We start from the raw sequence: 25,977 nt of genomic DNA, 5'->3' as shown, positions 1-25,977 counted from the left end.
CGTGTGAAGCGGCCGCGGCCCCATGCGACAACGCCGCGCCATGCCGGCGCGGCGTTGCGGGTGGGGACGATCACGGCGCGACCGGGCGCGCCGCTTCAGCGCGGCACTTCAGCGTGTGAATTCAGCGCCTCACTTCAGGCGGTAGTGCGCCGCCACGCCGGCCAGCTCTTGCAGCGTGCGTTGCTGCCAGGCGGCGTCGTGGCCCAGTTCCTCGGCCAGGATGCGCGCTACTTCGGGCGCCGCCAGCATGGCGGCCTCGGCGTCCAGGAACAGCGCGCGGTTGCGGCGCGCCAGCACGTCCTCGGCGCTGCGCGCCAGCTCGAAGCGCGCGGCGAAGCGCACGTGGGCTTCGGACAGGCCGCTGCTCTTGACCAGCATGCGCTCGGCGCCGGGCAGGGCCTTGAGCACGGGCAGGTCGCTGCCGTAGTAGCTGTCCGGCGTGCCGGCGTGTTCCTGAGACGGCGCCAGGCCGTTGGCGCCATGCAGCGCCAGCGACTCGGTACGGCAGCTGGCCTGCGTCAGCAACTGGTGCTGGATCGCGGTGTCGACCACGTCCTGCGCCATGCGGCGGTAGGTGGTCCACTTGCCGCCGGTCACGGTCACCAACCCCGCCTGCGACACCAGGATGGTGTGCTCGCGCGACAGCGACTTGGTGGCGGCGTCGCCGGTGGCCTTGACCAGCGGCCGCAGGCCCGCCCAGACGCTGGTGACGTCGTCGCGGGTCGGTTTGCGGCTGAGATAGCGCGCGGCGGTGCTCAGGATGAAATCGACGTCCTGGGCGCCGGCTTCCGGATCCAGCGGCAGGTCGTTGCGCGGCGAGTCGGTGGTGCCGACGATGGTGTGGCCGTTCCATGGCACCACGAACAGCACGCGGCCGTCGTCGGTCTTGGGGATCAGGATGGCGCGCTTGCCGGGCAGGAAATCGTGCGGCAGCGTCAGGTGCACGCCCTGGCTGGGCGCCACCATGGTGGGCGCGTTCTTGTCTTCCATGCGGCGCACGCTGTCGACCCAGACGCCGGTGGCGTTGATGACGCAGCGCGCCCGCAGCGTGAAGCTGGAGCCGCCGAGCGCGTCCTGCGCCGTGACGCCGTCGACCTTGCCGCCGGTGGTGGTCAGGCCGGTGGCGCGCACGTAGTTGACCGCGGTGCCGCCCAGGTCGAACAGGGTGCGCATCAGGCTCAGCGCCAGGCGCGCGTCGTCGAACTGGCCGTCGTAGTACAGCACGCCGCCCTTCAGGCCGCGGCCGTTGACGTTCTCGGCCAGCGTCGGCGCGTTGGCCAGCGTGTCGCGGCGCGACAGCCATCGGCTGGGCGACAGGTTCAGCTTGCCGGCCAGCATGTCGTACATCTTCAGGCCGATGCCGTAGAAGGGCTGGTCCAGCAGGTTGTAGGCCGGCACCACGAAGCCCAGCGGCCACACCAGATGCGGCGCGTTGCGGTTGAGCAGGCCGCGTTCGTGCAGCGCTTCGCGCACCAGGCTGATGTTGCCCTGCGCCAGGTAGCGCACGCCGCCGTGCACCAGCTTGGTGGCCTTGCTGGAGGTGCCCTTGGCGAAGTCGGCCGCCTCGATCAGCAGGGTGCGGTAGCCGCGGCTGGCAGCGTCGACGGCGGTGCCCAGGCCGGTGGCGCCGCCGCCGATGACGATCACGTCCCAGGCGGGCGTGTTGTCCAGTTGCGCCAGCAGGCGATTGCGGTCGGGCGGGGTGACGGTGGCGAGCGGTTGGTTCATATGCGTGGGGCGGCGGGGCCGCTAGGGTTCGGTGCGGTGTTCGTTTCTGTTCGTGCCGGCCGGGCGCGGCGCAAGCGCCGTGCCGCGGGCCGGGTCAAGCCGGTCAGGCGGGTACCTTGGCCGCGTTCGGCGCGGCGGCCACCTCGCAGCGCACGCCGGCGTCCAGCAGCACTTGCGCCAGCGGTTCCTGCGGATGCGCGTCGGTGAAGAAGCGGTCGATCTGCGAGATGTGCGCCAGTTCCACCATGGCCTGGCGCTTGAATTTGCTGCTGTCGGCCGCCAGCCATACTTCGCGCGACTGTTCGATGATGGTGCGGGACACACGCACTTCGCGGAAGTCGTAGTCGCGCAGCGTGCCGTCGGCCTCGATGCCGGAAATGCCGATCAGGCCGATGTCGACCCGGAACTGGCGGATGAAGTCCATGGTGGCCTCGCCGACGATGCCGCGGTCGCGCGAACGCACCACGCCGCCGGCGACGATGACTTCGCAATCCGGGTTGTCGGAAAGGATGTCGGCCACGTGCAGGTTGTTGGTGATGACGCGCAGGCCGCGATGGCGCAGCAGGGCGCGGGCGATAGCCTCGGTGGTGGTGCCGATGTTCAGGATCAGCGAGCAGCCATCGGGCACGGCGCGGGCCACGGCCTCGGCGATGCGTTGCTTGCCGGCCGCGTGCAGCCCCTGGCGCTTGCGGTAGGCAATGTTCTCGATGGTCGACGCTTCGATGCGCACGCCGCCGTGGAAGCGCGACAGCAGGCCGGCTTCGGACAGGATGTTGACGTCGCGCCGCACGGTCTGCAGCGTGACGTCGAAGCGTTTGGCCAGCTCTTCGATCGTGGCCGAGCCCTGGGCCCGCACCATTTCGATCAAGGCGCTTTGTCTGGGATTGAGTGTCATGTTGGCGTATGGAGTGTCACAGTCGCATCATAAAACAACAAAAGCGAAAAATAATGACGCGCTGCAAGATTGTATTTTTTTCGCTTCTTGAGTAAAACGCACAAAAAACGAAAGCGATCTGAAAGAAAAACCCGAACCGGCGCGTTCTCGCGCGCTCGCAGGGCCGCTGTACCCGATGTACCGAAGTCCGGTTGATAAACCGGGGACGTATTAAAGGCAGAGGAGACCAGATGCAGCTGACCCTGGACAGGATTGCGTTGCGAGCCGGCTCGCAGACGCACCTGTATCCCATGAGCCTGGCCCCGGTGCCAGGCGCCATGACCGTGTTGCTGGGGGTGACCCTGGCAGGCAAGACATCGCTGATGCGCATCATGGCCGGGCTCGACCGGCCCACCGAGGGCCGGGTGCTGGCCGACGGCGCCGATGTGACCGGCGTGCCGGTGCGCCAGCGCAACGTCGCCATGGTGTACCAGCAATTCATCAACTATCCGTCCATGACGGTGTTCGACAACATCGCCTCGCCGCTCAAGCTGCGCGGCGCGTCGGGTATCGCCGACAAGGTCGGGGCCATGGCCGCGCGCCTGCACATCGACCACCTGCTGGCCCGTCATCCGTCTGAACTGTCCGGCGGGCAGCAGCAGCGGGTGGCGCTGGCGCGGGCCCTGGTCAAGGACGCGCCGCTGATCCTGCTGGACGAACCGCTGGTCAACCTCGACTACAAGCTGCGCGAGGAACTGCGCGACGAGCTGTCGGCCCTGTTCGCCGAAGGCCGCTCGACCGTGGTCTATGCCACCACCGAGCCGGGCGAGGCGCTGCTGCTGGGCGGCCACACCGCCGTGCTGGACGCGGGCGAACTGCTGCAGTACGGCCCGACCGCCGAAGTCTTCCACCGGCCCAATTCGATCCGGGTGGCGCGCGCCTTCAGCGATCCGCCCATGAACCTGTTTGCCGCCCAGCGCGGCGCCGACGGCTTCACGCTGCAGGGCGGCATCGCGGTCGCGCGGCCACTGCCGCCGGGCGCGGGCGGGGCGCTCACCGCCGGCTTGCGGGCGGGCGCATTGGACATTGCGCCGCGCCCTGGCCACATCGGCCTGGACGGCGTGGTCAAGCTGGCCGAGATCTCCGGGTCAGACACCTTCGTGCACGCCGAGACGGCCGCCGGCGACGTGGTCGCGCAGCTGCCGGGCGTGCATCGCTACACGCTGGAGCAGCGCCTGACGCTGTACTTCGACCCGGCCCAGACCTACGCCTTCGGCGCCGACGGCGCCTTGCTGGCGGCCCCCGCCCGACTCCACGCCAGCGGAGGGATCGCCTGATGGCGCAGATCGAGCTGGACCTCTCCCATTCCTACGTCGCCAACCCCCAGGCCGACGAGGACTACGCGCTGCTGCCGCTCAAGTTCACCTTCCGCGACGGCGGCGCCTACGCCTTGCTGGGCCCCTCGGGCTGCGGCAAGACCACCTTGCTCAATTGCGTCTCGGGCCTGCTGCGGCCCTCGCACGGCCGCATCCTGTTCGACGGCAAGGACGTCACCCACAAGACGCCGCAGGCGCGCAACATCGCCCAGGTGTTCCAGTTTCCGGTGGTGTACGACACCATGACCGTGGCCGAGAACCTGGCGTTCCCGCTGCGCAACCGCGGCGTGCCGGCCAAGCAGATCCGTGAACGCGTCGGCCGCATCGCCGAGATGCTGGAGATGTCGCACGTGCTGGAGCGCCGCGCCAGCGGCCTGACGGCCGACGCCAAGCAGAAGATCTCGCTGGGCCGCGGCCTGGTGCGCAACGACGTGTCGGCGGTGCTGTTCGACGAACCGCTGACCGTGATCGACCCGCAACTGAAGTGGGAGCTGCGCCGCAAGCTCAAGGAAATCCACCACGAGTTCAAGCTGACGCTGATCTACGTCACGCACGACCAGACCGAGGCGCTGACCTTCGCCGACCAGGTGATGGTGATGGCGCGCGGCCGCGCGGTGCAGGTGGGCAGCGCCGACGACCTGTTCGAGCGGCCGGCGCACACCTTCGTCGGCCATTTCATCGGCTCGCCCGGCATGAACTTCCTGCCGGCGCAATGGCGCGACGGCGGCCTGATGGTGGGCCAGCGCCGTGTCGACGGCGTGCCGGATGCGATGGCGACCCGACTGGCCGACGCCGGCCCGGTCAAGCTGGGCGTGCGTCCGGAATACCTGCGTCTGGCCGACGCCAACGCGCCTGGCGCCATCCCGGCCACGGTCCAGCGGGTGCAGGACGTGGGCACCTACACCTTGCTGCTGGCCGACTTCGAGGGCGCGCCGCTGCGCGCCCGCCTGGGCGCCGAGGCGGCATCCATCGCGCCCGGCGCCACGGTCTGGCTGTCGGCGCTCAATCCGCATACCTGCTTCTACCGCGACGAGGAGCTGATCCGATGAAACCGATCGATCACCGGGCCTGGTTCCTGGTGCTGCCCGTGGTGCTGTGCGTGGCGTTCTCGGCCATCCTGCCGCTGATGACCATCGTCAACTACTCGGTGCAGGACATCATTTCGCCCGAGCGCCGCGTGTTCGTCGGCACCGAATGGTTCGCCGCCGTGCTGCAGGACGAAGAACTGCACGGCGCGCTGCTGCGCCAGATCGGCTTCTCGCTGGCGGTGCTGGCCATCGAGATCCCGCTGGGCATCCTGCTGGCGCTGTCGATGCCGGCCAGCGGCTGGCGCGCCTCGGCGGTGCTGGTCATCATCGCGCTGTCGCTGCTGATCCCGTGGAACGTGGTGGGCACCATCTGGCAGGTGTTCGGGCGCACCGACATCGGCCTGCTGGGGGCGACGCTGTCGTGGCTGGGGGTGGACTACAACTACACCGGCAACGACCTCGACGCCTGGGTCACGGTGCTGGTGATGGACGTCTGGCACTGGACGCCGCTGGTGGCGCTGCTGTGCTATGCCGGCCTGCGCGCCATTCCCGACGCCTACTACCAGGCCGCGCGCATCGATGGCGCCTCGCGCCTGGCGGTGTTCCGCTACATCCAGCTGCCCAAGATGCGCGGCGTGCTGATGATCGCGGTGCTGCTGCGCTTCATGGACAGCTTCATGATCTACACCGAGCCGTTCGTGCTGACCGGCGGCGGGCCGGGAAACGCCACCACCTTCCTGTCGCAGTACCTGACGCAGAAGGCCGTGGGCCAGTTCGACCTGGGCCCGGCGGCGGCGTTCTCGATCATCTACTTCCTGATCATCCTGCTGCTCTGCTTCATTCTGTACAACTGGATGCAGCGCGCCGGCACCACCGGCGGTTTCGACGAGGAGCGCGCCAATGCGTGAGCAATCGACCTGGTGGCGCGGCGCCTTCCTGGCGCTGTACCTGGTGTTCGCCATCCTGCCGCTGTACTGGATGCTGAACATGTCGTTCAAGACCAATACCGAGATCGTCAGCACCCTGACGCTGTGGCCGCGCGATTTCACGCTGGAGCACTACCGCACCATCTTCACCGATCCGGCCTGGTATTCGGGCTACATCAACTCGCTGATCTACGTGGTCATCAACACGGTCATCTCGCTGGCCGTGGCGCTGCCGGCGGCCTATGCGTTCTCGCGCTACCGCTTCATCGGCGACAAGCACGTGTTCTTCTGGCTGCTGACCAACCGCATGACGCCGCCGGCGGTGTTCCTGCTGCCGTTCTTCCAGCTGTACAGCTCGTTCGGGCTGATGGACACGCACCTGGCGGTGGCGCTGGCGCACCTGGTGTTCAACGTGCCGCTGGCGGTGTGGATCCTGGAGGGCTTCATGTCGGGCGTGCCGCGCGAGATCGACGAGACGGCCTACGTGGACGGCTATTCGTTCCCGCGCTTCTTCCTGACGATCTTCCTGCCGCTGATCAAGTCGGGCGTAGGCGTGGCGGCGTTCTTCTGCTTCATGTTCAGCTGGGTCGAGCTGCTGCTGGCGCGCACGCTGACCTCGGTCAACGCCAAGCCCATCGTCGCCACCATGACGCGCACGGTCTCGGCCTCGGGCATGGACTGGGGCGTGCTGGCGGCGGCCGGGGTGCTGACCATCGTGCCCGGCGGCATCGTCATCTGGTTCGTGCGGCACTACATCGCGAAGGGTTTCGCGATGGGCCGGGTCTGAGGGGGGAGGGCGCCACATGTTCAGCTGGATGGTATGGACCACCCCCGTCGCCGTGTTCTTCTCCTGCATCGTGCTGATGCTGGTGGGCATGACGGTCTGGGAACTGAAATCGCCCACGGTCGAGCGCAAGGGCTTCCTGCCGCTGCGCACGACCCGGGGCGACCGCCTCTTCATCGGCCTGATGGCCGCGGCCTGGCTCAACCTGGCGTTCCTGGGATTCGGGCAGAAGGCGGTGGAATGGTTTTCGCTGGATGAGCCGCCATCGGTGTGGATCAGCTTCGTGCTGTCCATGCTGCTGCTGGCCTTCATCATGAGGAAAGGCTGACGGGGCGCAGACCCCGCGCGATATCAGCGGTTTGGAAGGACGATCGGCCAGTGTCTTCCCCGGCCAGAAGTCCGCAGCACCACAGGGGAGGACTTATCGAGGAGACAGGTCATGAAATTGCGCATGCACGCCATGGCGGCCGCCATCGCCCTGATCGGTACGTCAGGGGCCTGGGCCGGCGAGCCGGAGGCGAAGAAGTGGGTCGATTCGGAATTCCAGCCGTCGACCCTGTCCAAGGACCAGCAGATGGCCGAGATGAAGTGGTTCATCGAGACCGCCGCCAAGCTCAAGGCCAAGGGCGTCAATGAAATCAACGTGGTGTCGGAAACCATCACCACCCACGAGTACGAGTCCAAGGTGCTGGCCAAGGCCTTCACCGAGATCACTGGCATCAAGGTCAACCACGACCTGATCCAGGAAGGCGACGTGGTCGAGAAGCTGCAGACCTCGATGCAGTCGGGCAAGTCCATCTACGACGGCTGGATCTCCGACTCCGACCTGATCGGCACCCACTACCGCTACGGCGCCATCCTGCCGCTGTCCGACTACATGGCCGGCGCCGGCAAGGAATGGACCAACCCGGGCCTGGACCTGAAGGACTTCATCGGCACCAAGTTCACCACCGCGCCGGACGGCAAGCTGTACCAGCTGCCCGACCAGCAGTTCGCCAACGTCTACTGGTTCCGCGCCGACTGGTTCGCGCGCCAGGACCTGAAGGACAAGTTCAAGGCCAAGTACGGCTACGAGCTGGGCGTGCCGACCAACTGGTCCGCCTACGAAGACATCGCCGACTTCTTCTCCAACGACGTCAAGGAGATCGACGGCAAGAAGGTCTATGGCCACATGGACTACGGCAAGAAGGACCCGTCGCTGGGCTGGCGCTTCACCGACGCGTGGCTGTCGATGGCCGGAGCCGCCGACAAGGGCCTGCCCAACGGCATGCCGGTGGACGAGTGGGGCATCCGCGTGGCCGACGACAAGTGCACGCCGGTGGGCGCGTCGGTGGCGCGCGGCGGCGCCACCAACAGCCCGGCCGCGGTCTATGCGTTGACCAAGTACGTCGACTGGATGAAGAAGTACGCGCCGCAGCAGGCCATGGGCATGACCTTCTCGGAATCCGGTCCGGTGCCGGCCCAGGGCCAGATCGCGCAGCAGATCTTCTGGTACACGGCCTTCACCGCCGACATGACCAAGAAGGGCCTGCCGGTGGTCAACGAGGACGGCACGCCCAAGTGGCGCATGGCGCCGTCGCCGTACGGCCCGTACTGGAAGGACGGCATGCAGAACGGCTACCAGGACGTGGGCTCGTGGACCTTCTTCAAGTCCACCAACCCCGACAAGATGGCCGCCGCCTGGCTCTACGCCCAGTTCGTCACGGCCAAGACGGTGTCGCTGAAGAAGTCGATCACCGGCCTGACCTTCATCCGCGACAGCGACATCCACAGCGACTACTTCAGCAAGAACGCGGCCAACTACGGCGGCCTGATCGAGTTCTACCGCAGCCCCGCGCGCGTGGCCTGGACGCCGACCGGCAACAACGTGCCCGACTATCCCAAGCTGGCGCAGCTGTGGTGGAAGAACGTCGCCACCGCCGTCACCGGCGAAAAGACGCCGCAGGCCGCGATGGACAACCTGGCCAACGAAATGGACCAGGTGATGGCACGGCTGGAGCGGGCCGGCATGGCGCAATGCGCGCCCAAGCTGAACGCCAAGGGCGATCCGAACAAGTGGCTGTCGGATCAGCACGCGCCGTGGAAGAAGCTGGCCAATGAAAAGCCCAAGGGCGAAACGGTGGCGTACGAGAAGCTGCTGGAGGCCTGGAAGGAAGGGAAGGTGCGGTAGGTACCGCGCGCGATCTTCGCGATCTCGAAGCGCCACGGTTTCCGTGGCGCTTTTTCATTGCAAAAACGTAATCCCCTTATCCGCTTTCTGTCCGCATCGCCTTCCTAGAATGAATTCCGTGCAGTACCCCCCACGATTCATAGGAGTGAAGCATGCAGATTCTTCGTAAAACCGCACTGATCCTGGCCCTGGCGGCGGGCGTTTCCGGCACGGCGCTGGCCCAGCCGGCGCCGTCCACGGCCCTGACCAGCCCCTACGGCGCGTCGCTCTCGCGCGCCGAGGTGCTGGCCGACCTGGCGCTGTGGAAGCGCGCCGGCGTGGACCGGTTCTGGCGCGGCGAGGCCACGCCGGACATCTACAGCCCCGAGTACAAGGCGGCGTTCTCGGAGTATGTGCGGCTGCGCTCGGGTCCTGACTACCAGGCCGAAGTGCAGCGCCAGAACGAACTGCGCCGATAACGGCGCCGGAGTCAGGCCGAAATGGGCCACGTTTCGTTGACGTGCATGCCCGCGTCCGGCGACAGGCTGCAATTCGCGGACCTGGAGCTGGACCTGCTGCGCTGTCGCGCGTACCGGGATGGCGAGCCGCTGCTGTTGACGCCGAAGGAGTTCGGGCTGCTCGCCATGCTCATGGGCAGGCCGGGCTCGGTGTTCACCAGTTGGCAATTGGCCGAGTCGGTCTGGAAGGCCCGGGCGCCCGGCCTGGGCGCGGGACACGTCAAGTGCCAGGCCGTCGCGATCGCCATGCGCCGCCTGCGCAGGAAGGTCGATGGCGGCAGCCGGCCGCGCTTGCTGCACGTGATCCGTGGCGGCAGCTTCATGCTGGCCGCGGGGCCGCTGTGACGCCGTCGCGCCAATACCGGTGCAGGCCCTTGATGTCGCCCGAGCACAGCAGGGGCATGGCGCCGCCCAGCCTGTCCTCCGTCCAGTCCCACCACTGCATTTCCAGCAGCAGGGCGATGTCGTCGTCGGCAAAGCGCTTCCTGATGGGCTTGGCGGGATTGCCTCCGACGATCGTGTAGGGGTCAACGTCCCGGGTGACGAGGGCGCGGCTGCCGATCACGGCGCCGTGGCCGATCGTGATGCCGGGCATGATCATGGCTTCGGAACCGATCCAGACGTCGTTGCCGATGACGGTGTCGCCGGCTTTCTGGAATGCGTCGCGTGCTTGCGCGAACGCCGGCACTTCGCGCATGTAGAAGAACGGGAACGACGACGCCCAGTCGTACCGGTGGCCCTGGTTGCCCGCCATGATGAAGGCGGCTCCCGAGCCGATGGAGCAGAAGCTGCCGATGATCAACTGATCCACGTCGTCGCGGTCCGGCATGAGATAGCGCGCGCAGTCGTCGAACGAGTGGCCGTGGTAATAGCCGGAATAGTAGCTGTAGCGGCCGACCTTGATGTTCCTGTTGGTGACGTCGTCGGAGAGCAGCTTGCCTTTGAAGGGGCTTTCGAAGTGATTGGTCATGAGGGCCTCGGTGGCCGGCTCCGGCTCGCGCGGTGTCGTGGCGGCTGGCGCAGCGGCTTGCAATCGTCGATGATCGCACAATCGCGGGCCGGCGCGCATCGCCTTGCCCGCGCGCCGACTGCGACGCAGGCGGCGGACACGAGGGCGCGGCCGTCGATGGCGGTCGAAGCCGATGGATGTGCAAACCGCCATTGAAAACATCGTCCTCGCCCGTGCCCGCGCAGGCTTGCGGTATGCTGGGCGCTTTCAACATCGGCCGCCCGCGTTGCGGCCCGTCAGCGCGCATGTCCAGACGCACGAACACGGTGGCCGCAACGGTCGAAGGCCGCATCGACGCGATGCGGGTCGCGGTGCCTCTTGTCCGCGGCCAGGTGTGGTTGCGGGTGAACGGCGTGGCGGTCAACGGCACCTTCGATGACCCGGCCGATATCCGCACGCTGCAAGGGTTGCGGCAACAGGCCACGCCGGTGCGCGTCGGCGTGCTCGAAGGCGTACCTCGGGGATTGCGCCACTTTTCCTGGTTGAACGCGGGGCAGGGCCGGGGCATCCCGCCGCGCTACTACGTCGACCAGCGCCGCCGCGGATGGCGCGGCATCGGCATCAGCCTGGCCGTGGCCGCGCTGGCCGGCGCCGGCGCCAGCCTGCTGGACCTGTCATCGTTCGCGCAGGTCCTGTTGCTCGTGCTGGCGCTGACGGTGGCGCTGGTTGCCGTGCTGTTGGCGGGCTTCTCGCTGTACGGCCTGTGGGACAACCGCCGGCACCGGGCAGCGATCCTGCGCAGCGAAGCGCTGTACCGCGACTTGCTGCGGACCCCGGTGCGCCATGTCGCGCCGCCGGCGCAAGCGTCCGTCTCGCGCCCGCAAGGCGAGGGCGAGACGCTGATCACCGACGCGGCGCCCGAGATCCTGCTGATATGTGGCGCCCTGGCATCGCTGACGCATGAGGCCAGGCCGTCAATGCGCACGACGCCCAGCTATGGCGTCTATCGCTTCCAGGTCGGCGCGCGCCGCTTCATCATGTACGTCGCCGAGAATTTCGGCGACGTGCTGCCGTTCCTGGCCGAGGGCGACCAGGTGGAGGTGGCCGCCTATGCCGGCCACATCGCCGGCGCCGGGCCCGAGCAACTGGTGTACGGCCTGCGCAACCGGGAAGACGGCCGCGTCTATGTCTGTCACCACTATTTCCGCGCCGCTTTCACCGACATCGCGCCCGTGGGCGTGGGCCTGAGGCAGCGCGTGCCGATGCTGTCTTTGCTGGCGATCCTGCTCCTGGTGTGCTGGCTGGTGGTGGTGGCGGTGCTGTCTTCCTCTGACTCGCCCTCGGGCCGCGAGGCGGCGCCCGAACTGGCCGCGGTGACGTTCGTGTTTCTGCTGGCGGCGTGGCTGTGCGTCGCCTTGCCGCTGCTGATTCTGGATACGCGCTGGCGCATGGGCCGGCCGACGCGGCGCCAGCGCATCCTGGAGCGCATCTATCGCGCGCTGGGGCTGGGCACGCCGTTCGCGCCCACGGCGGTGATCGAGGAGGTCTAGGGCGCGGCAAGCGCGTCTGCGAGGTCTCGCGCCGCGCCGCGCCGCGCAAAAAAACGCGCGTCCCCGGACGGACCCGGAAACGCGCGGCGACAAACCACCCATCCCTTCGCGGAGGCGGGCGTCATCAACGGGAACTTGCGCAAGGGGAATCGATGCGTCCGCGATCAGAAGCGGTGGCGTATCCCCATGTTCACTTCGGTCGCCTTGGCGTTGTCCAGGAACGCCCAGTTGGTCGTGTACGAGGCGACCGCATACAGGTCGGTGCGCTTGGACAGGTTGTAGTTGTAGCCCAGGCTGTAGGTGTTGCTGGCCGAGTCGCCGCCGGTGAGTTGCGCGCTGTTGGCGTCGGCGCGCTGCCACGAGGCGAAGGCGCCGCCCGACTTGCCGACCGGGGCCGCCACCGCGAGCATGTACGAATTCGACCGGAAGCCCTTGGAGAACGCATAGGACGGCGTGCCGGTGAAGCCGCCGATGCCGGCGCCGCCGGGCAGGCTCTTGCCGGCGAACCAGCCGTCGGTGAGACGGTTGTACGCCAGCGCTACCTTGAAGACCTCGAAGTCGTACGAGCCGCCGACGATGTACGAGCGCGGCGTGGCGTCGACCTGGCCCTGGCTCAGCTTGTTGGAGGCGGTCAACTGGTCATAGGTGGCAAAGCCCATCAGCGGGCCGTTGTCGTAGCGCAGGCCGGCGGTGATGGCGCGGGTGTTGTCGGCGGTGGCGAAGCCGGTCTGCGCGGTCTTCTGGTCGTCGACGTTGAAAGCGTAGCCGACGGCCGCCTTGAAGCCGCCCATCGACGGCGTCTCGTACACCACCAGGTTGTCGTAGCGCGGGAAGTAGGCCGAGCTGAAGCCGAGGCCGCCGCCGGTGTTCAGCTGGTTGAAGCCGCCGCCGAAGGCGGGTCCGAGCATGCCGCCGAAATAGCGCGTGGCAACGTTGTACTGCCGGCCCAGCCGCACTTCGCCCCACTCGGCGCTGCCCAGGCCGACGGTGGCTTCGCGCCCGAACAGGCGGCCGCTCTGCAGCGAATTGCCGTTGCGGCTGTCGAAGCCCGACTCCAGCTGGAAGACCGCGTACAGGCCATCGCCCAGGTCTTCCTTGCCGCGCAGGCCCCAGCGCGAGCCGGCCGTGGTGCCGGTGGTGGTGCCGATGCGGCTGCTGTCGATGCTGCTGCGGCGGCCGGTGGCCGGGTCGGTGTAGCTGCCATCGACATTGGCATAGCCGATGCCGGTGTCGATGACGCCATAGAGCGTGACGGACGTTTGCGCGGCCGCCGCGCCGGACAGGGCCGTAGCGGCCGCGGCGACGAATATTCTTTTCATGGATGACTCCGTAGACGGGATGACTCGATTGCGCCACGCGGCGCGGGCTCGGCCAGCGGGCGCGCGGCGAAAGACAGTCTGGGCGCGCCGCTTCGACAGTTCGCGGACATTAAAATGACAATTCCGATCACGCCGCGGCCTGGCTGCCGTCATCATTTCCTGCTAACCGCGCCCGCGCGGCGCGTCACCCGCCGCGCCCCTGCGGTGCGCCATCCGATTCCCTCCGATTCCGCCTGCCCGCATGCGCCTTGCTTCCATTCGCTCCGCGTTTTCCCGTTGTTTTTCCGCCGCCGCCGCCGGCCCGCGCCTGGCGCGCGCCTGCGTCGGCCTGTCGCTGGCGCTCGGCGCCAACGCGCACGCCGCCGGTTTCCAGCGCCTGAACCTGCCGATGGACATGAACGGCCCGGCCCTGCAGGGCGGCATCTGGTATCCGTGCGCCGCGCCGCCAAGGGAAGTCGCCATCGGCCGCGTCACCCTCGCGGCAACGCCGGACTGCCCGATGACCGACGGGCGCAAGCCGCTCATCGTCATGTCGCACGGATCGGCCGGCTCTTACCTGGGCCATCACGACACCGCCGCGGCGCTGGCGGACGCCGGCTTCGTGGTGGCGGCCATCAACCATGTCGGCGACAACGCGGTGGACCGCTCGCGCCAGGGCTATCTGTCGATCTTCTCGACCCGGCCGCGCGAGATCAAGCGGCTGATCGACTATCTGGCCGGCGCCTGGCCGCAGCGGGCGCAACTGGACGGCGCGGTGGGTTTCTTCGGTTTTTCGCGCGGCGGCTACACGGGGCTGGTGCTGGCCGGCGCGACGCCCGATTTCACGCGCGGCCTGGCGCTCTGCGGCGACGAACCGTCACTGCCAATGTGCCGCGACATCCGCGACGGCAAGGTGCCGGCGCAACCCTACGTGAAGGATGCGCGCATCAAGGCGCTGGTCATCGCCGACCCGCTCAACGCTTTCGGCGCGGATGCGCTCAAGGCGGTGTCGGCGCCGGTGCAGTTGTGGGCATCGGCGCTGGGCGGCGACGGCGTCACGCCGGCCAGTGTCGAGGCGGTGCGCCAGGGGTTGCCGGCATCCGAGTTCCACCCGGTGGCTGGCGCCGGGCATTTCGCCTTCCTGGCGCCGTGCTCGGCCGCGCAGGCCGAGGCCATGCCGGCGATCTGCCGCGATGCGCCGGGTTTCGACCGCGCGGCGTGGCACCGTGATTTCAACGCGGCGGTGGTCGCGTTCTTCAAGACCGCGTTGCGTTGACCGCCCGGGGACGCGCCGGCCTGCCGGCGTGAGCGGTTGACGGCCGTGCGTCCCGGCGTGCCGGGCGCTAGCGGCGGGCGTCGGCGGCGGCCCGCTTCCTGGCCGCGGCCTTGGGGCCGTCGCGAAACGCCACGTAGCTGCAATAGCGCTGGAAGTCCTTCCTGGCCAGCGCCAGGTACAGCCCCGTCGCGATCATGGCGGCACTGCACACAAAGCGGTGCAGCCAGATGTCGATCGAGTAGGGCATCAGCGAGGTCGTCAGGTACATGACCAGCACGCCGAATCCCAGCAGCAATACCATCAGCAGCCATCGCGCCCATTCGCTGCCACGGTACAGCCCGGCCAGCAGCAGTCCGGGCACGATCAGCTTGAGCAGGGGCGAGAGCTGGCCGCGCAGCAGCGGCATGAGGTCATAGCTGAGGGTGATCAGCATGCCCGCCAGGACGATGTACCAGAACCGCTGACTGGTAGGCGCGTGGCGCCGCGGAGCTTGCCTTCCTTCACCATTGTTCTGCCGCATGGGGTCTCCTTTTTGGCAAGCGGCCAGTGTAACGTCGTGCCGGCGGCGATGCGGGTAGACTGGCGGCTGGGTACACACCGGAGCACCGCCTTGGCCACCTCGTTGCGCAGATACACCGAGCTTCCCTACCTGATCGATTACCTGCAGACAGGCGAACTGGCGCTGCTCAATCCGAAGGCGTGGGACGACCGCAACGACTCGTTCTACATCGAGGAATACGCCCGCGCCAAGCGCCTGCAGGGCATCTACGCGCTGTGCCTGGCCGAGGCCTCCGAGACCTATCACCACTGGCGCGTGTTCTCGCACGGCAGCGGCGGGGTCTGCATCGAGTTCGACAAGGAAAAGCTGATCGAGCAGGTCAAAGCCGTGCCCGACCTGCGGGCCGAGGCGGTGCAGTATCGCACCATCAAGTCGCTGCGCGAGCAGCCGCCCGTCGAGGCCGACCTGCCGTTCCTCAAGCGCCACGCCTTCCGCGATGAAAAAGAGTTCCGCCTGTTCGTCTGCCGCAGGACGCGCGATACGCCGGTGCTGCGCATTCCGGTGGCACCCGCGACCATCAAGCGCGTCACGCTCAGCCCGTGGCTGCCGGCCACCGTGTGCGATCAGGTCAAGAAGGTGCTGAAGTCGATCAAGGGCTGCGAGAAACTGCGCGTGTTCCGCTCGACGCTGGTCGAGAACGAGGATTGGAAGAAATTCGCCAGCGCCGGCCGCAAGGAGCCGGCATGACGGACGGCAACGACAAGATGGCCGCGCAGGCCGCGCTGTCGCCAGCGCAGATCGTCGACGCCTTTGAGCGGCTGGGCTGGACGAACAACGACCCCATGGGCCAGGTGTTGCGGCTGCGCCGCGATGACCCGGCGGCGCTGGGGGAACTGGTCACGCGGTTCCTGGATCGCGGCCTCAAGCACGCCACCTTCATCGACGCCGCGCTCGACCTGATGGACGACGCCACCTATGCCGCCACGTTGCGGCAGGCGTGGCAGCGGGCGCTGCGCGGGCCGGCCTCGGAAGGCGTGGCGGAAGTGCTGGATTCAGCCGCGCTGCAATGGCCGCAGCTGTTCGCGGGCCACTGGCCGGCGCTGCTGGCCATGGCGGAAGCCGGCGTGGGCGGCCCGCGTTTCAATACCGACCGGGCGTGGCGCGCGCTGGACGCCGAGACGGCGCGGGCGTGGCTGGCGCAACTGCCGCCGACGATCGAAGCGGATTCCCCGGACCAACTGCGCGCCCGCGCCCTGTTGTACTCGCGCCAGCCGCGGACGGTGTCGCGCGCCTGGCGCCAGGGCTTCGGGGGCGGCGTGGATCCCGACGCCATCTATTGGCTGATGGAAGTGGGCTATGCCGACGACGACGGCCAGGCGCGCGCGCTGCATGGCGAGCAGCCCCTGCACATCCGTTTCGACGCGGCGCAACGCAAGCAGATGACGGCCTCGCAACCCGGGTGGCGGCGCGAGATCCAGCGCCTGCATCCCACCTGGGGCTCGCCGGCGCCGGACGCCGAGTCGCCGATGGCCACCGTGACGGCGGGCCGCATGGGCGGCACGCTCGCGGCCGCCTGCGGCCTGTGCCATGGACCCTTGCATCGCCTGTTGACCTTGCCGCGGCCCGAGGTGGCCGGTATCGATTGCGCCACACCGCTGACGCTGGCCACCTGCCTGTCGTGCCAGGGGTGGGAACAGGACGGCCCGATCCTCTTCTTCCACCACGACGGCGACGGCGCGCCGCAAGCGCATCCGTCGCAGCGCCGGGCCGAGCCGGTGACGCCGGAGTTTCCCGCCGAACCGCTGCGCGAGGCCGACGTGGCCCTGTTCCAGGCCCCGGCGCGCTGGGCCTGGCAGGACTGGGGCGATTCCAACGGCCGCCAGAACCTGAGCCGTGTCGGCGGCCCGCCCAGCTGGGTGCAGTCCGCCGAATACCCCGCCTGTCCGGATTGCGACCAGCGCATGTCGTTCGCGATGCAGCTCGATTCCGACCTGCCGCAGGCGGACGGCGGCGACTGGATGTGGGGCAGCGGCGGCTGCAACTACAGCTTCTGGTGCGGCCACTGCCGCGTCAGCGCGCATCTGTGGCAATGCACCTGACCGTCGCGCCGCCGGCATCAGCCGGGATCCCCGCCGCGCCTTTCACTGCGTACGCGACGCGGACCGCGCGCATGCCTACACCGGCCGGCTGGCCTGCGCGCGCCAGCACTTGACGGGGTCATCGCGCACCAGCGACTGGTGTACGCCGATCCCAGCCATCACGCCCGAGGCGCTGGCCAGCGTGGCATTGCCCATCTGCAGGCTGGCATCGCCCGCGGCGTACACGCCCGGCACCGTGGTCTGCTTGAAATCGTCGACCCGCAGGTAAGGCCCCAGCAAGCCCTCGTCGAAGGCGCAGCCCAGCTGCATTGCCAGCGGGCTGGCCATGTGCACGCGGCTGGCGACGAACAGCGCATTGACTAGCAGGCGGCGGCCATCGGCCAACTGCACCGCGTCGATGCGTGGCGCCGAACCGAGCAACTGCGTCACCGGGGTGCGCTCGATGCGCACGCCACGGGCGGTCAGCAGCGCGGCCTGCTCGGCATCGGGCTCGAACTCGCCCTGGGTGAAATAGGTGGTCGGGCCCCAGTCGGGCAGCAGCGCGGCCTGGTGCGAGGACATGGGGTGGGCGGCCAGCACGCCCAGCGGCTGGTCGGCCACTTCATAGCCATGGCAGTAGGGGCAGTGCAGCACCGTCTGGCCCCAGCGTTCCCGCAGGCCCGGCAGCGCGGGCAGTTCGTCGCGCACCCCGATGGCCAGGATCAGGCGGGCGCCGCGCAGTTCGCGGCCATCTTCCATGGTGACGAGGAAGCGGCCCGATTCGCCGGCGGCGCTGGCGGCGGCGCCGTCGATGAAGTCCACCGTGCGGTAGGCGCCCAGTTGGGCGCGCCCGACGGCGGCGATCTCGGCCGGCGTCTTGCCGTCCTGGCCCAGGAACCCGTGCGAATGCGCGGCAAAGCGGTTGCGCGGCAGGCCGGCATCCACCAGCGCGATGCGGCGGCGGGCGCGGGCCAGTTGCATGGCGGCCGACAGGCCGGCGAAGCTGCCGCCGATGATGATGGCGTCGTAGCAGGGGGGCAGTTTTTCGGGCTTCATCGCTATCTCGATACTTTAAAAGTTGCATGATACGGCGATCCTGCTCAGTCACGCAACTTATAATGTTTCAAACCATGAACCAGGAGTCTTTCCATGCGCAGCGATAACCGCCTGTCCCGCATGCTGCACGTGCTGCTGCACATGGCGGAGCAGGACGCGCCGCTGACCTCCGAGACCATCGGCAAGATGCTGAGCACCAATCCCGTGGTGGTGCGGCGCATGATGTCCGGCCTGCGGGAGCGCGGCTACGTGCAATCGGAAAAGGGCCATGGCGGCGGCTGGGTGCTGACGCGGCCGCTGTCCGAGCTGAGCTTGCTGGACGTCTACCAGGCGCTGGGCGAGCCGCCGATCTTCGCGCTCGGGCTGGACCAGAGCGAACCAAAATGCCTGGTGGAGCAGGCCGTCAACGCCGGGCTGGAAGGCGCGATGGCCGAGTCGCGCCGGCTGCTGCTGGAACGCTTCGCGACGATCCGCATGGACCAGCTGGCGCGGGACTTCCAGGAACGGCTCAAGCTGCATCCGCACCGCACGGAGCGCTAGCGGGTAGAGCGGCGGTGTATCCTCGCAATCGTGCCGTGTCCGCATCCCGGACGCCGGCCCGCGCCAGAGAACACGGACGGCGGCCACCCGCGCCAGTCCGGCACTGCCCGACCAGGAGACATCGAACATGCTATTGACCGAAGAACAGCTCAGCGTGCAGGACATGGCGCGCCGTTTCGCCCAGGAACGCCTGGCGCCGAATTCCGAACGCTGGGACCGCGAACACCACTATCCGGCCGACGCCATCCGCGAGATGGCCGACCTGGGTTTCTTCGGCATGCTGGTGCCGGAGGAATGGGACGGCAACGCCAGCGGCTACCTGTCGTACGCGGTGGCGCTCGAAGAGATCGCGGCGGGCAATGGCGCCTGCTCGACCATCATGAGCGTGCACAACTCGGTCGCCTGCATGCCGATCCTGAAGTACGGCAGCGACGCGCAGAAGGACCAGTTCCTGCGGCCGCTGGCCACGGGCGCGGCCATCGGCGGCTTCGCCCTGACCGAGCCGCAGGCCGGCTCCGACGCCAGCAGCCTGCGCACCCGCGCGGTGCGCGACGGCGACCACTACGTGCTCAACGGCGCCAAGCAGTTCATCACCTCGGGCCGCACCGGGCAGCTGGTGATCGTGTTCGCGGTGACCGATCCGCAGGCCGGCAAGCGCGGCATCTCGGCCTTCATCGTGCCGACCGACACCCCGGGCTACCAGGTGGTGCGGGTGGAGGACAAGCTCGGCCAGCATCTGTCCGACACCTGCCAGATCGCCTTCGAGGACATGCGCATTCCCGCCGCGTGGCGGCTGGGCGAGGAGGGTGAGGGCTACAAGATCGCGCTGTCGAACCTGGAGGGCGGCCGCATCGGCATCGCCTCGCAGTCGGTCGGCATGGCGCGCGCGGCGTTCGAATGCGCGCGCGACTACGCCCGTGACCGCCAGGCCTTCGGCAAACCCATCATGGAGCACCAGGCGGTGTCGTTCCGGCTGGCCGACATGGCCACGCAGATCCACGCGGCGCGGCAGATGGTGCTGCACGCGGCGGCGCTGCGCGAGGCCGGCAGGCCGGCGCTGACCGAGGCCTCGATGGCCAAGCTGTTCGCCTCCGAGATGGCCGAGAAGGTCTGCTCGGCCGCGATCCAGACGCTGGGCGGCTATGGCTACCTGGCCGACTTCCCGGTGGAGCGCATCTACCGCGACGTGCGCGTGTGCCAGATCTACGAAGGCACCAGCGACATCCAGCGGCTGGTGATCGCGCGCGCTTTGTAGAACGGCGCGACGCGCGGGCGGTGTCGGCCCGGGCGGGCGGTCCGCGGGCGCCGGTGGCATGGTTGACGCCGTGCACCGGCAGGGCCTGCCGGGGTATCAGTCCAACAGGGCCTGCACCACGGCCTGCGCCGGCGCTTCCAGCGGCTGTTCGCGTTGCAACCGCGCGATCTTTTCCTCGAACTCGCCCGCCACATCCGGCCGCACCTTCTTCATGGCGCGCACCGTCTGCGCCAGCAGCAGGCGCGCGTTGACGCTGCGCGGGAAGTCCAGGCACTGGCGCAGGTTGCCGTCAATGATCTCGCGTTCGCCATTGAGCTGGCCCGGGTGGTCCGGGTCGGCGCCGTTGCAGCGCACGGCCAGCAACTGTTCCAGGCGCAGCAGGTAGTACGGGAAGGCGGCGCCGTCCGGCACCGTGTAGTTGGCGGGTGCCGCCAGCGGTGCCTGCGCGGTGGCGCGGCCGACCAGCGCCACCAGGTCCTCGGTCAGGCGCTGGATCGCGGCGGTCGGATCGGCCATCGGGAATTCGGCCGACAGCGCGCCGATGCATTCGGCGTCCTCGGTGCGCACCAGGCGCACCTCGGCGCGCCACGGCTCGGCCACGGTGACCAGGTGCGAGATCACCACGTAATCGCTTTGCGCCTCGCATTGCTGCGCGTAGCCGATGGCGTCGGTGTCGTCCCAGGCCGCGCCGCTCAGCAGGAAGCCGGGATGCGGTTCGGTCAGCCACGGCACCAGCGTCTGCGTGCGCAGGCCGCAGCGCAGCGCCAGTTGTTCGTTGAAGTACAGCGGCAGCGCGCGGCTCAGGCGGCCGGTGGCGTCGGCCAGCTGCCGCTCGGCGCCTTCGGGCGCGGCGCCGATCTCGGCCGAGCCGCCCAGGAACGACACCAGCGGACGGTCGGGCGTCACCGGCGTGAACAGCGCCGCCGCGGGCGAATCGGGCGTCAGCCAGACCGGGCCGCGGCCCAGCAGCATCGCCAGCCGCATCTGCGCCGGTTCGGTGGCGCCGTCACCCAGCGCGGCCCGCGCCAGTTCGGTGTCCCAATAGGCCAGGTTGTCCTTCCAGTCGGGGCGCTGCTGCGCGTAGAGCTGGTCGAGGATGGCGCGGGCCTCGTCGTGGCGGCCCAGTTCGACGTAGGCGCGGATCAGGTTGTTGCCGACCTGGATGCCGTGGTGGGCGGCCTCGAAGCGCGGCCCGGCCAGTTGCACGATCGGCTCGATCGCGCCGGCGTTGCCCAGGTCGCCGCTCATCTGCGCCAGCAGGTCGGCGGGCGCGGGCGTGCCGGCGCGGGCGAGCGATTCTTCATACATGGCGAGCGCGCCGGACAGGTTGTGCGCGCCCAGCTCACCGTGCGCCAGCCACAGCTGCGCGCGCCAGCTGCCGGGCAGGGCGGCGACCTTGCGCATGGCGGCCACGCCGGCGGCGTCGCCGCCGTGTTCGCGGTGGATCGCCTCGTACCAGCCCAGGCCGTTGTCCTGGTTGGGATCCAGCTCCAGCGCATGCCACAGCGTGGCCAGGGCGCCGGCCTCGTCGCCGCGCTCGTCCTGGATCTTGGCCAGGTTGGTCAGGACAATGCCGGTCTCGCCGTGCGCGGCCATGAAATCGCGCAGCACGCGTTCGGCGTCGTCGAGCCGGCCGGTCTTCATATAGACGATGGCCTGCAGCACCACGCCGCGCTCGGCGCCAGGTTGCAGTTCGACCAGGCGGTCGGCGGGCTTGACCATTTCATCGATGAAGCCGTCGCCGAGCGACTGGATGATCAGGCTGGCGAGCGCGTCGGCGTCGTCCCAGTGGCGCTCGATGGCGCCGGCCAGCACGTTGTCGCGCCACTGGTCGCGCGGCACGAAAATCTCGCGGCCGTAGGCGTCGTAGGCGCGGATCATGTCGGCGTCCTGCGGCGCCTGTGTGTCCGAGGCCGCCGTATCGGCGGGCTGCGGCGCGGGCTGATCGGCGTGCGTGGCGGCGTCGGCGGGAGCGGCTTGCTTGCCGAGCAGTTTCTTCAGAAAGCTCATCGGGTCGGTTCCTAGGTTCGGGCGCCCGCCGCGCGGACGCGGCGGGCAAGGCGGCGACGCGCCCAGAGGGTGTAGATGACGAGATTGCCGGCGACCAGCAGCAGCGCCAGCGCGACCTGGACGCCGCGCGTCAGGCCGTCCGGGTAGATCAGCGCCAGGATGTAATGCTCGATGAAGCCGCCGGCATAGCCTTGCTGGCCCGCCTGCTGGCGCAGCGAGACTTCCAGCGGCGTCAGCGGGCAGATCCAGCCCATGCCGATGACCATCGCGCCCCAGGCCAGCGCCGGCAGGTGCAGGTAGGCCAGGCGCCAGCGCCACAGCGCCAGCAGGCCGCCGAACACCACGAAGGCGACGAACAGGCCGTGAATGATCAGGACGGCGTCGGCCAGCAGGCGAGGGATCATGCGGGCATTCCTCCGGTGGGCATCCGCTCTTGCCGGGGCGACGGGGCCGACGCGTCCGTGGCGGCGGGCGGAAGGGGCGCCGGGCGCGGATGGCGCCGGCGCCGGTCGTCAGGGTTTCAGGTCGCGCAGCAGCTTGGCCAGTTCCGGCGCGGTCATCAGCGACACGCCCTCGGCGCGGGCGTATTGCAGGGCGTTGTCGGATACTTCGCCCAACGCGATGTAGATGGCTTCGCGCGCGCCGCGCTTCTCGCGCGCCGCCTGCAGTTCGCGCAGCGGCTCGACGCCGACCCGCGCGGCCTTCCAGCGCTTGGCGCTGACCATGGCGACGTGGCCGTCCTTGGTCAAGGCGAAATCGGCGCCGGGGCCGTGCAGCCGTTCGACCTCGCAGCCATCGCGGCGAAAACCGGCCTCGACCGTGGCGGCGAACTGCTGCCACGACATGGCCACGGCGGCCTGCGCCACGGCCTCGACGCGGGCGCCCGACGGCGCGCGCAACTGCTTGTAGGCCGCCATGATGGCGATCACCGCGAACGGCACGGCGGCGAACACGCCCATGGCCGCATACTCCAGCGGCAGCGCGGCGAACCCGCCCACCGACAGCAGCAGCGCCACGCCGGCGCTCATCCACCACGGCGAGCGCAGCAGCACCGCGAAGATGGAGTTCTGCGACATCTTGAACTTCATGACGCGCGCACCACGATACGCACGTCGCCACAGGTGACGATCTGGCCGGGACGGATCTTGGCCGTCTTGCGCGTTTCGACCACGCCGCCCACGCTCACGTGGCCTTCGGCCACCAGCATCTTGCCGGCGCCGCCGCTGTCGCAGACGCCGGTGGCCTTGAGCAGCTGATTGACTTCAATAAAAGGGCTGCCTTCGGCAAGCGTGAATTCGATGATGGGCATGGAACAGACGGGCGTTGAATGGGGATCGGGTGGTTCAGGCCTGGCCGCCGGGGGCGTTGCCGCCAGCGGGTGGTGCTGGCGGCGCGGGGGGCATGGGCGGCACGTCGGCCGGCGCCACGGGGCGGTCGCTGGGGGTTTCGGCGCGCGCCATCCAGGCAATCAGCGACGAGCGCATGGCTTCCTCGACCGACATCTGGATCGGCTGCACCCATTCCTGCGGCACGAACACGGTATAGCCCCCGATCATATAGCCCATCGGCAGGTACACGGCCACGCGGTCGCCCTGCGTGAAGCCCTCCGGCAGACCTTCCAGGTTGCGGCGCGTCACCAGCCCGACCAGCTCCAGCTGCTGGCCCGGGATGCGCAGGATCACGACCTGCTGGGCGGTGGCCTTGGAGCTGGGCGAGAAGTAGTCGGCGAAGCTCTTGAGCGACGAGTAGATGCTCTTGACCACCGGCAGGTTGGTGAAGGGCATTTCCAACAGCGCCATCACGCGCTTGACGCGCTCCTTGGACACCAGGTAGCCGATCGCCAGGATGCCCAGGATGCCCAGCAGCAGCCCCAGGCCGGGAAAATAGAAGCCGCCGATGAACGGGCGCAGGAAGGTCAGCGCCACCGCCTCGGTCCAGGCCAGGAAGATGTAGAGCAGGTAGATCGTCAGCGCCAGCGGCAGCACGGTGATCAGGCCGCGGAAGAAGTACTTGTAGAGACGGGTCATAGTCATGAAGCCAGGAAATCGGGGTCGGGTCCTGCGCGCCGGCGGACCGGAAGGGCCGAAAGCATAGCAGCAGGCGGCGCAAAGTCCGGTAACAAGACGCGGGAATTGCTACCGGTCGACGGGCAGGTATAGCGTCTCCTTGATCTCCTCCATCACCACATAACTGCGCGATTCGGCCGACGCGGGCAGGCGCTTGAGGATCTCGCCAAGAAGACGGCGGTATTCATTCATCTCGGTCAGGCGGGCCTTGACCAGGTAGTCGAAGTCGCCCGACACCAGGTGGCACTCCATGACCTCGGGCACATACAGCAGCTCTTTCTTGACCTTGTCGAACACGTCGCCGGACTTGGCCGAAAGCTTGATCTCCAGGAACACCAGCAGGTTCTTGCCGAGCGCCGCCGGGTTGACGCGCGCATGGTAACCGGAGATCACGCCTTCGCGCTCCATGCGCTTGATGCGGTCGGAGCAGGGCGTGGCCGACAGGTTGACGCGCTCGGCCAGTTCCGTGACGGAAATACGGCCTTCCCGCTGCAGGATATCCAGGATTTTCAGGTCGATACGATCGAGATCGCGCATTTCACTTCTGGCGGTCGAAAAAAGGAGCTTGGCCGGGAAAAACCACTGCCGAATGAAAATCTTCAGTGATTTTCACTGTGATGAGGCTCATAGACTACCGAAATTCCTGACCAAATCCAAACTTCGGAACGAATCATGCACGTCATCGTCCTCGGCAGCGGCGTCATCGGCACCACTACGGCCTATTACCTGGCCCGCCAGGGGGCCAAAGTGACGGTGCTGGACCGCCAGCCCGGCGCCGCCCAGGAGACCAGCTACGCCAACGCCGGCCAGGTGTCGCCGGGCTATTCCACGCCCTGGGCCGCGCCCGGCATTCCGCTGAAGGCCATCAAGTGGCTGTTCAAGAAGCACGCGCCGCTGGCGATCCGCCTGGACGGCAGCCTGTACCAGCTCAAGTGGATGGCGGCGATGCTGGCCAACTGTTCGGCCGAGCGCTACGCGGTCAACAAGGAACGCATGCTGCGCCTGGCCGAATACAGCCGCGACTGCCTGCGCGAACTGCGCGCCGACACCGGCATCCATTATGAAGAGCGCACCCGCGGCACGCTGCAACTGTTCCGCACCGAGGCCCAGATGGAAGCCGCGCGCCGCGACATCGCGGTGCTGGAAGAGGTCGGCGTGCCCTACGAGCTGCTGGACCGCAACCGCCTGGTGACCGCCGAGCCGGCGCTGGCGCGCTCGCTGCACAAGCTGGCCGGCGGCCTGCGCCTGCCCAACGACGAGACCGGCGACTGCCGCCTGTTCACCACCCGCCTGGCCGCGATGGCCGCGGCGCTGGGCGTGGAGTTCCGCTACAACCAGTCCGTCACGGGCCTGAACACCGCCGGCGGGCAGGTGACCGGCGTGCGTGTCGGCAACGAGGTGCTGACGGCCGACCGCTACGTCGCCGCCTTCGGCAGCTACACCCGCGGCTTCCTGGAGCCGCTCGGCCTGGACCTGCCGGTGTACCCGGTCAAGGGCTACTCGCTGACCATCCCCATGAAGGACGAGGCCGCCGCGCCGGTCTCCACCATCCTGGACGAGACCTACAAGATCGCCGTCACCCGCTTTGAGGACCGCATCCGCGTCGGCGGCATGGCCGAGCTGTCGGGCTTCGACCTGCGCCTGAAGGACGCGCGCCGCAAGACGCTGGAACTGGTGGTCAACGATCTGTTCCCCGGCAGCGGCGACGTGGCCCGCGCCGAGTTCTGGACCGGCCTGCGCCCCATGACGCCGGACAGCACGCCCGTGGTCGGCCCGACCCGCTACGGCAACCTGTTCCTGAACACCGGCCACGGCACGCTGGGTTGGACCATGGCCTGCGGCTCCGGCAAGCTGGTGGCCGACCAGGTGCTGGGCCAGCGTCCGCAGATCCGCACCGACGGCCTGGCGCTGTCGCGCTACGACCGCCAGGCCTCGGCCGAGCGGCCGCTGGTGCTGGGCGGCAAGGGCGCCTGATTCCGGCCTGTTTTCCGAACCCGTTTCCTCCGGCGCCGGCCAC

At 68.5% G+C, this 25,977-nt stretch carries 27 protein-coding genes; 15 read left to right on the top strand and 12 right to left on the bottom strand.

Annotated features, from left to right (window positions below):
* Positions 1 to 129: 129 nt before the first annotated feature.
* Entirely contained in the window at positions 130 to 1,728 is a 1,599-nt protein-coding gene (locus ABFG95_RS00765; RefSeq protein WP_336727522.1) for an FAD-dependent oxidoreductase, read from the bottom strand.
* Between the two features lie 103 nt (positions 1,729 to 1,831).
* A complete protein-coding gene (locus ABFG95_RS00760) occupies positions 1,832 to 2,623 on the bottom strand; it encodes a DeoR/GlpR family DNA-binding transcription regulator (protein WP_035360337.1) in 792 nt (263 codons plus the stop codon).
* Between the two features lie 230 nt (positions 2,624 to 2,853).
* Between ABFG95_RS00760 and ABFG95_RS00755 the strand changes: the two genes are divergently transcribed.
* The 8 genes from ABFG95_RS00755 (at position 2,854) to ABFG95_RS00720 (ending at position 9,728) form a co-directional block, all read left to right on the top strand.
* On the top strand, positions 2,854 to 3,939 hold the full coding sequence (locus ABFG95_RS00755; RefSeq protein ID WP_348995282.1) for an ABC transporter ATP-binding protein: 1,086 nt from the start codon (positions 2,854 to 2,856) through the stop codon (positions 3,937 to 3,939).
* Complete coding sequence (locus ABFG95_RS00750; RefSeq protein ID WP_348995281.1) at positions 3,939 to 5,027, top strand: ABC transporter ATP-binding protein; 1,089 nt, start codon at positions 3,939 to 3,941, stop codon at positions 5,025 to 5,027. Before ABFG95_RS00755 ends, ABFG95_RS00750 begins: the two co-directional genes overlap by 1 nt.
* The gene (locus ABFG95_RS00745) at positions 5,024 to 5,914 is read left to right on the top strand and encodes a sugar ABC transporter permease (protein WP_006385278.1); all 891 of its coding nucleotides are present in this window, start codon (positions 5,024 to 5,026) and stop codon (positions 5,912 to 5,914) included. Before ABFG95_RS00750 ends, ABFG95_RS00745 begins: the two co-directional genes overlap by 4 nt.
* Positions 5,907 to 6,719 (top strand): carbohydrate ABC transporter permease, encoded by an 813-nt coding sequence (locus ABFG95_RS00740; RefSeq protein WP_006385279.1) that lies wholly within the window; start codon positions 5,907 to 5,909, stop codon positions 6,717 to 6,719. The genes ABFG95_RS00745 and ABFG95_RS00740 overlap by 8 nt, the downstream gene beginning before the upstream one ends.
* 16 nt (positions 6,720 to 6,735) lie before the next feature.
* Positions 6,736 to 7,044, top strand: a complete 309-nt coding sequence (locus tag ABFG95_RS00735) for a DUF2160 domain-containing protein (RefSeq protein ID WP_047992707.1) — start codon at positions 6,736 to 6,738, stop codon at positions 7,042 to 7,044.
* A 111-nt stretch (positions 7,045 to 7,155) separates the two neighbouring features.
* The gene (locus tag ABFG95_RS00730; RefSeq protein ID WP_054502716.1) at positions 7,156 to 8,886 is read left to right on the top strand and encodes an ABC transporter substrate-binding protein; all 1,731 of its coding nucleotides are present in this window, start codon (positions 7,156 to 7,158) and stop codon (positions 8,884 to 8,886) included.
* 152 nt (positions 8,887 to 9,038) lie between these two features.
* Positions 9,039 to 9,344 carry a DUF4148 domain-containing protein gene (locus ABFG95_RS00725; RefSeq protein ID WP_054417486.1) on the top strand — a complete coding sequence of 102 codons (306 nt, stop codon included), beginning with the start codon at positions 9,039 to 9,041 and terminating at the stop codon, positions 9,342 to 9,344.
* Positions 9,345 to 9,365: 21 nt separating this feature from the next.
* Positions 9,366 to 9,728: a winged helix-turn-helix domain-containing protein gene (locus tag ABFG95_RS00720; RefSeq protein WP_348995280.1), complete on the top strand. Its 363-nt coding sequence runs from the start codon at positions 9,366 to 9,368 to the stop codon at positions 9,726 to 9,728.
* On the opposite strand, the gene catB is transcribed toward ABFG95_RS00720, so the two are convergent.
* Positions 9,703 to 10,353 (bottom strand): type B chloramphenicol O-acetyltransferase, encoded by a 651-nt coding sequence (catB, locus tag ABFG95_RS00715; RefSeq protein ID WP_348995279.1) that lies wholly within the window; start codon positions 10,351 to 10,353, stop codon positions 9,703 to 9,705. The genes ABFG95_RS00720 and catB overlap by 26 nt on opposite strands.
* A gap of 284 nt (positions 10,354 to 10,637) precedes the next feature.
* Here catB and ABFG95_RS00710 point away from each other — a divergent pair, with 284 nt between their 5' ends.
* A complete protein-coding gene (locus tag ABFG95_RS00710) occupies positions 10,638 to 11,882 on the top strand; it encodes a hypothetical protein (protein ID WP_348995277.1) in 1,245 nt (414 codons plus the stop codon).
* A 164-nt stretch (positions 11,883 to 12,046) separates the two neighbouring features.
* Here the strand turns inward: ABFG95_RS00710 and ABFG95_RS00705 are convergent, their stop codons facing one another.
* Complete coding sequence (locus ABFG95_RS00705) at positions 12,047 to 13,201, bottom strand: porin (RefSeq protein ID WP_348995276.1); 1,155 nt, start codon at positions 13,199 to 13,201, stop codon at positions 12,047 to 12,049.
* 388 nt (positions 13,202 to 13,589) lie between these two features.
* Here ABFG95_RS00705 and ABFG95_RS00700 point away from each other — a divergent pair, with 388 nt between their 5' ends.
* Positions 13,590 to 14,456 carry an alpha/beta hydrolase gene (locus ABFG95_RS00700; protein ID WP_232733012.1) on the top strand — a complete coding sequence of 289 codons (867 nt, stop codon included), beginning with the start codon at positions 13,590 to 13,592 and terminating at the stop codon, positions 14,454 to 14,456.
* Positions 14,457 to 14,523: 67 nt separating this feature from the next.
* On the opposite strand, the gene ABFG95_RS00695 is transcribed toward ABFG95_RS00700, so the two are convergent.
* Positions 14,524 to 14,889, bottom strand: coding sequence for a hypothetical protein (locus ABFG95_RS00695; RefSeq protein WP_278992871.1), 366 nt, complete (start codon positions 14,887 to 14,889; stop codon positions 14,524 to 14,526).
* Positions 14,890 to 15,066: 177 nt separating this feature from the next.
* On the opposite strand from ABFG95_RS00695, the gene ABFG95_RS00690 reads away from it, so the two are divergent.
* Positions 15,067 to 15,702, top strand: coding sequence for a DUF2971 domain-containing protein (locus tag ABFG95_RS00690; RefSeq protein WP_211485586.1), 636 nt, complete (start codon positions 15,067 to 15,069; stop codon positions 15,700 to 15,702).
* Positions 15,699 to 17,054, top strand: coding sequence for a hypothetical protein (locus ABFG95_RS00685; RefSeq protein ID WP_278992870.1), 1,356 nt, complete (start codon positions 15,699 to 15,701; stop codon positions 17,052 to 17,054). Before ABFG95_RS00690 ends, ABFG95_RS00685 begins: the two co-directional genes overlap by 4 nt.
* 75 nt (positions 17,055 to 17,129) lie before the next feature.
* Here the strand turns inward: ABFG95_RS00685 and ABFG95_RS00680 are convergent, their stop codons facing one another.
* Positions 17,130 to 18,089: an NAD(P)/FAD-dependent oxidoreductase gene (locus tag ABFG95_RS00680; RefSeq protein ID WP_278992869.1), complete on the bottom strand. Its 960-nt coding sequence runs from the start codon at positions 18,087 to 18,089 to the stop codon at positions 17,130 to 17,132.
* A gap of 93 nt (positions 18,090 to 18,182) precedes the next feature.
* On the opposite strand from ABFG95_RS00680, the gene ABFG95_RS00675 reads away from it, so the two are divergent.
* Positions 18,183 to 18,629, top strand: a complete 447-nt coding sequence (locus ABFG95_RS00675; protein ID WP_263898954.1) for an Rrf2 family transcriptional regulator — start codon at positions 18,183 to 18,185, stop codon at positions 18,627 to 18,629.
* A 127-nt stretch (positions 18,630 to 18,756) separates the two neighbouring features.
* Positions 18,757 to 19,884, top strand: coding sequence for an acyl-CoA dehydrogenase family protein (locus ABFG95_RS00670; protein WP_006385295.1), 1,128 nt, complete (start codon positions 18,757 to 18,759; stop codon positions 19,882 to 19,884).
* Positions 19,885 to 19,980: 96 nt separating this feature from the next.
* Here the strand turns inward: ABFG95_RS00670 and ABFG95_RS00665 are convergent, their stop codons facing one another.
* From ABFG95_RS00665 to ABFG95_RS00640, 6 genes are all read right to left on the bottom strand, one after another.
* Complete coding sequence (locus ABFG95_RS00665; RefSeq protein ID WP_278992868.1) at positions 19,981 to 21,894, bottom strand: hypothetical protein; 1,914 nt, start codon at positions 21,892 to 21,894, stop codon at positions 19,981 to 19,983.
* 11 nt (positions 21,895 to 21,905) lie between these two features.
* Positions 21,906 to 22,298, bottom strand: coding sequence for a DUF2784 domain-containing protein (locus ABFG95_RS00660; protein WP_169536308.1), 393 nt, complete (start codon positions 22,296 to 22,298; stop codon positions 21,906 to 21,908).
* A 108-nt stretch (positions 22,299 to 22,406) separates the two neighbouring features.
* Positions 22,407 to 22,982, bottom strand: a complete 576-nt coding sequence (locus ABFG95_RS00655; protein ID WP_278992867.1) for a restriction endonuclease — start codon at positions 22,980 to 22,982, stop codon at positions 22,407 to 22,409.
* Positions 22,979 to 23,203 (bottom strand): RNA-binding S4 domain-containing protein, encoded by a 225-nt coding sequence (locus ABFG95_RS00650; RefSeq protein WP_049073430.1) that lies wholly within the window; start codon positions 23,201 to 23,203, stop codon positions 22,979 to 22,981. Before ABFG95_RS00650 ends, ABFG95_RS00655 begins: the two co-directional genes overlap by 4 nt.
* Before the next feature lie 34 nt (positions 23,204 to 23,237).
* Positions 23,238 to 23,921 (bottom strand): DUF502 domain-containing protein, encoded by a 684-nt coding sequence (locus ABFG95_RS00645; RefSeq protein WP_054417496.1) that lies wholly within the window; start codon positions 23,919 to 23,921, stop codon positions 23,238 to 23,240.
* A gap of 108 nt (positions 23,922 to 24,029) precedes the next feature.
* A complete protein-coding gene (locus tag ABFG95_RS00640; protein WP_049073431.1) occupies positions 24,030 to 24,497 on the bottom strand; it encodes a winged helix-turn-helix transcriptional regulator in 468 nt (155 codons plus the stop codon).
* Positions 24,498 to 24,632: 135 nt separating this feature from the next.
* Here ABFG95_RS00640 and ABFG95_RS00635 point away from each other — a divergent pair, with 135 nt between their 5' ends.
* On the top strand, positions 24,633 to 25,934 hold the full coding sequence (locus tag ABFG95_RS00635; protein ID WP_278992866.1) for a D-amino acid dehydrogenase: 1,302 nt from the start codon (positions 24,633 to 24,635) through the stop codon (positions 25,932 to 25,934).
* Positions 25,935 to 25,977 lie beyond the last annotated feature (43 nt).

The organism is Achromobacter sp. HNDS-1 (assembly GCF_040084795.1).
Classification (GTDB): Bacteria; Pseudomonadota; Gammaproteobacteria; order Burkholderiales; family Burkholderiaceae_B; genus Achromobacter; species Achromobacter ruhlandii.
The sequence above is the reverse complement of the archived record's forward strand: the minus strand, read 5'-3'. Positions and strand labels throughout refer to the sequence as shown.

Excerpts from the sequence above, each read along its gene's own strand:
- ABFG95_RS00750 (WP_348995281.1), top strand. The coding sequence starts at position 3,939 with ATGGCGCAGATCGAGCTGGACCTCTCCCATTCCTACGTCGCCAACCCC.
- ABFG95_RS00695 (WP_278992871.1), bottom strand. The coding sequence starts at position 14,889 with ATGCTGATCACCCTCAGCTATGACCTCATGCCGCTGCTGCGCGGCCAG.
- ABFG95_RS00660 (WP_169536308.1), bottom strand. The coding sequence starts at position 22,298 with ATGATCCCTCGCCTGCTGGCCGACGCCGTCCTGATCATTCACGGCCTG.
- ABFG95_RS00745 (WP_006385278.1), top strand. The coding sequence starts at position 5,024 with ATGAAACCGATCGATCACCGGGCCTGGTTCCTGGTGCTGCCCGTGGTG.
- ABFG95_RS00710 (WP_348995277.1), top strand. The coding sequence starts at position 10,638 with ATGTCCAGACGCACGAACACGGTGGCCGCAACGGTCGAAGGCCGCATC.
- ABFG95_RS00655 (WP_278992867.1), bottom strand. The coding sequence starts at position 22,982 with ATGAAGTTCAAGATGTCGCAGAACTCCATCTTCGCGGTGCTGCTGCGC.
- ABFG95_RS00665 (WP_278992868.1), bottom strand. The coding sequence starts at position 21,894 with ATGAGCTTTCTGAAGAAACTGCTCGGCAAGCAAGCCGCTCCCGCCGAC.
- ABFG95_RS00685 (WP_278992870.1), top strand. The coding sequence starts at position 15,699 with ATGACGGACGGCAACGACAAGATGGCCGCGCAGGCCGCGCTGTCGCCA.
- ABFG95_RS00650 (WP_049073430.1), bottom strand. The coding sequence starts at position 23,203 with ATGCCCATCATCGAATTCACGCTTGCCGAAGGCAGCCCTTTTATTGAA.
- ABFG95_RS00670 (WP_006385295.1), top strand. The coding sequence starts at position 18,757 with ATGCTATTGACCGAAGAACAGCTCAGCGTGCAGGACATGGCGCGCCGT.
- ABFG95_RS00680 (WP_278992869.1), bottom strand. The coding sequence starts at position 18,089 with ATGAAGCCCGAAAAACTGCCCCCCTGCTACGACGCCATCATCATCGGC.
- ABFG95_RS00735 (WP_047992707.1), top strand. The coding sequence starts at position 6,736 with ATGTTCAGCTGGATGGTATGGACCACCCCCGTCGCCGTGTTCTTCTCC.
- ABFG95_RS00760 (WP_035360337.1), bottom strand. The coding sequence starts at position 2,623 with ATGACACTCAATCCCAGACAAAGCGCCTTGATCGAAATGGTGCGGGCC.
- ABFG95_RS00755 (WP_348995282.1), top strand. The coding sequence starts at position 2,854 with ATGCAGCTGACCCTGGACAGGATTGCGTTGCGAGCCGGCTCGCAGACG.
- ABFG95_RS00725 (WP_054417486.1), top strand. The coding sequence starts at position 9,039 with ATGCAGATTCTTCGTAAAACCGCACTGATCCTGGCCCTGGCGGCGGGC.
- ABFG95_RS00720 (WP_348995280.1), top strand. The coding sequence starts at position 9,366 with ATGGGCCACGTTTCGTTGACGTGCATGCCCGCGTCCGGCGACAGGCTG.
- ABFG95_RS00640 (WP_049073431.1), bottom strand. The coding sequence starts at position 24,497 with ATGCGCGATCTCGATCGTATCGACCTGAAAATCCTGGATATCCTGCAG.
- ABFG95_RS00675 (WP_263898954.1), top strand. The coding sequence starts at position 18,183 with ATGCGCAGCGATAACCGCCTGTCCCGCATGCTGCACGTGCTGCTGCAC.
- ABFG95_RS00635 (WP_278992866.1), top strand. The coding sequence starts at position 24,633 with ATGCACGTCATCGTCCTCGGCAGCGGCGTCATCGGCACCACTACGGCC.
- catB (WP_348995279.1), bottom strand. The coding sequence starts at position 10,353 with ATGACCAATCACTTCGAAAGCCCCTTCAAAGGCAAGCTGCTCTCCGAC.
- ABFG95_RS00700 (WP_232733012.1), top strand. The coding sequence starts at position 13,590 with ATGGACATGAACGGCCCGGCCCTGCAGGGCGGCATCTGGTATCCGTGC.
- ABFG95_RS00765 (WP_336727522.1), bottom strand. The coding sequence starts at position 1,728 with ATGAACCAACCGCTCGCCACCGTCACCCCGCCCGACCGCAATCGCCTG.
- ABFG95_RS00730 (WP_054502716.1), top strand. The coding sequence starts at position 7,156 with ATGAAATTGCGCATGCACGCCATGGCGGCCGCCATCGCCCTGATCGGT.
- ABFG95_RS00645 (WP_054417496.1), bottom strand. The coding sequence starts at position 23,921 with ATGACCCGTCTCTACAAGTACTTCTTCCGCGGCCTGATCACCGTGCTG.
- ABFG95_RS00705 (WP_348995276.1), bottom strand. The coding sequence starts at position 13,201 with ATGAAAAGAATATTCGTCGCCGCGGCCGCTACGGCCCTGTCCGGCGCG.
- ABFG95_RS00740 (WP_006385279.1), top strand. The coding sequence starts at position 5,907 with ATGCGTGAGCAATCGACCTGGTGGCGCGGCGCCTTCCTGGCGCTGTAC.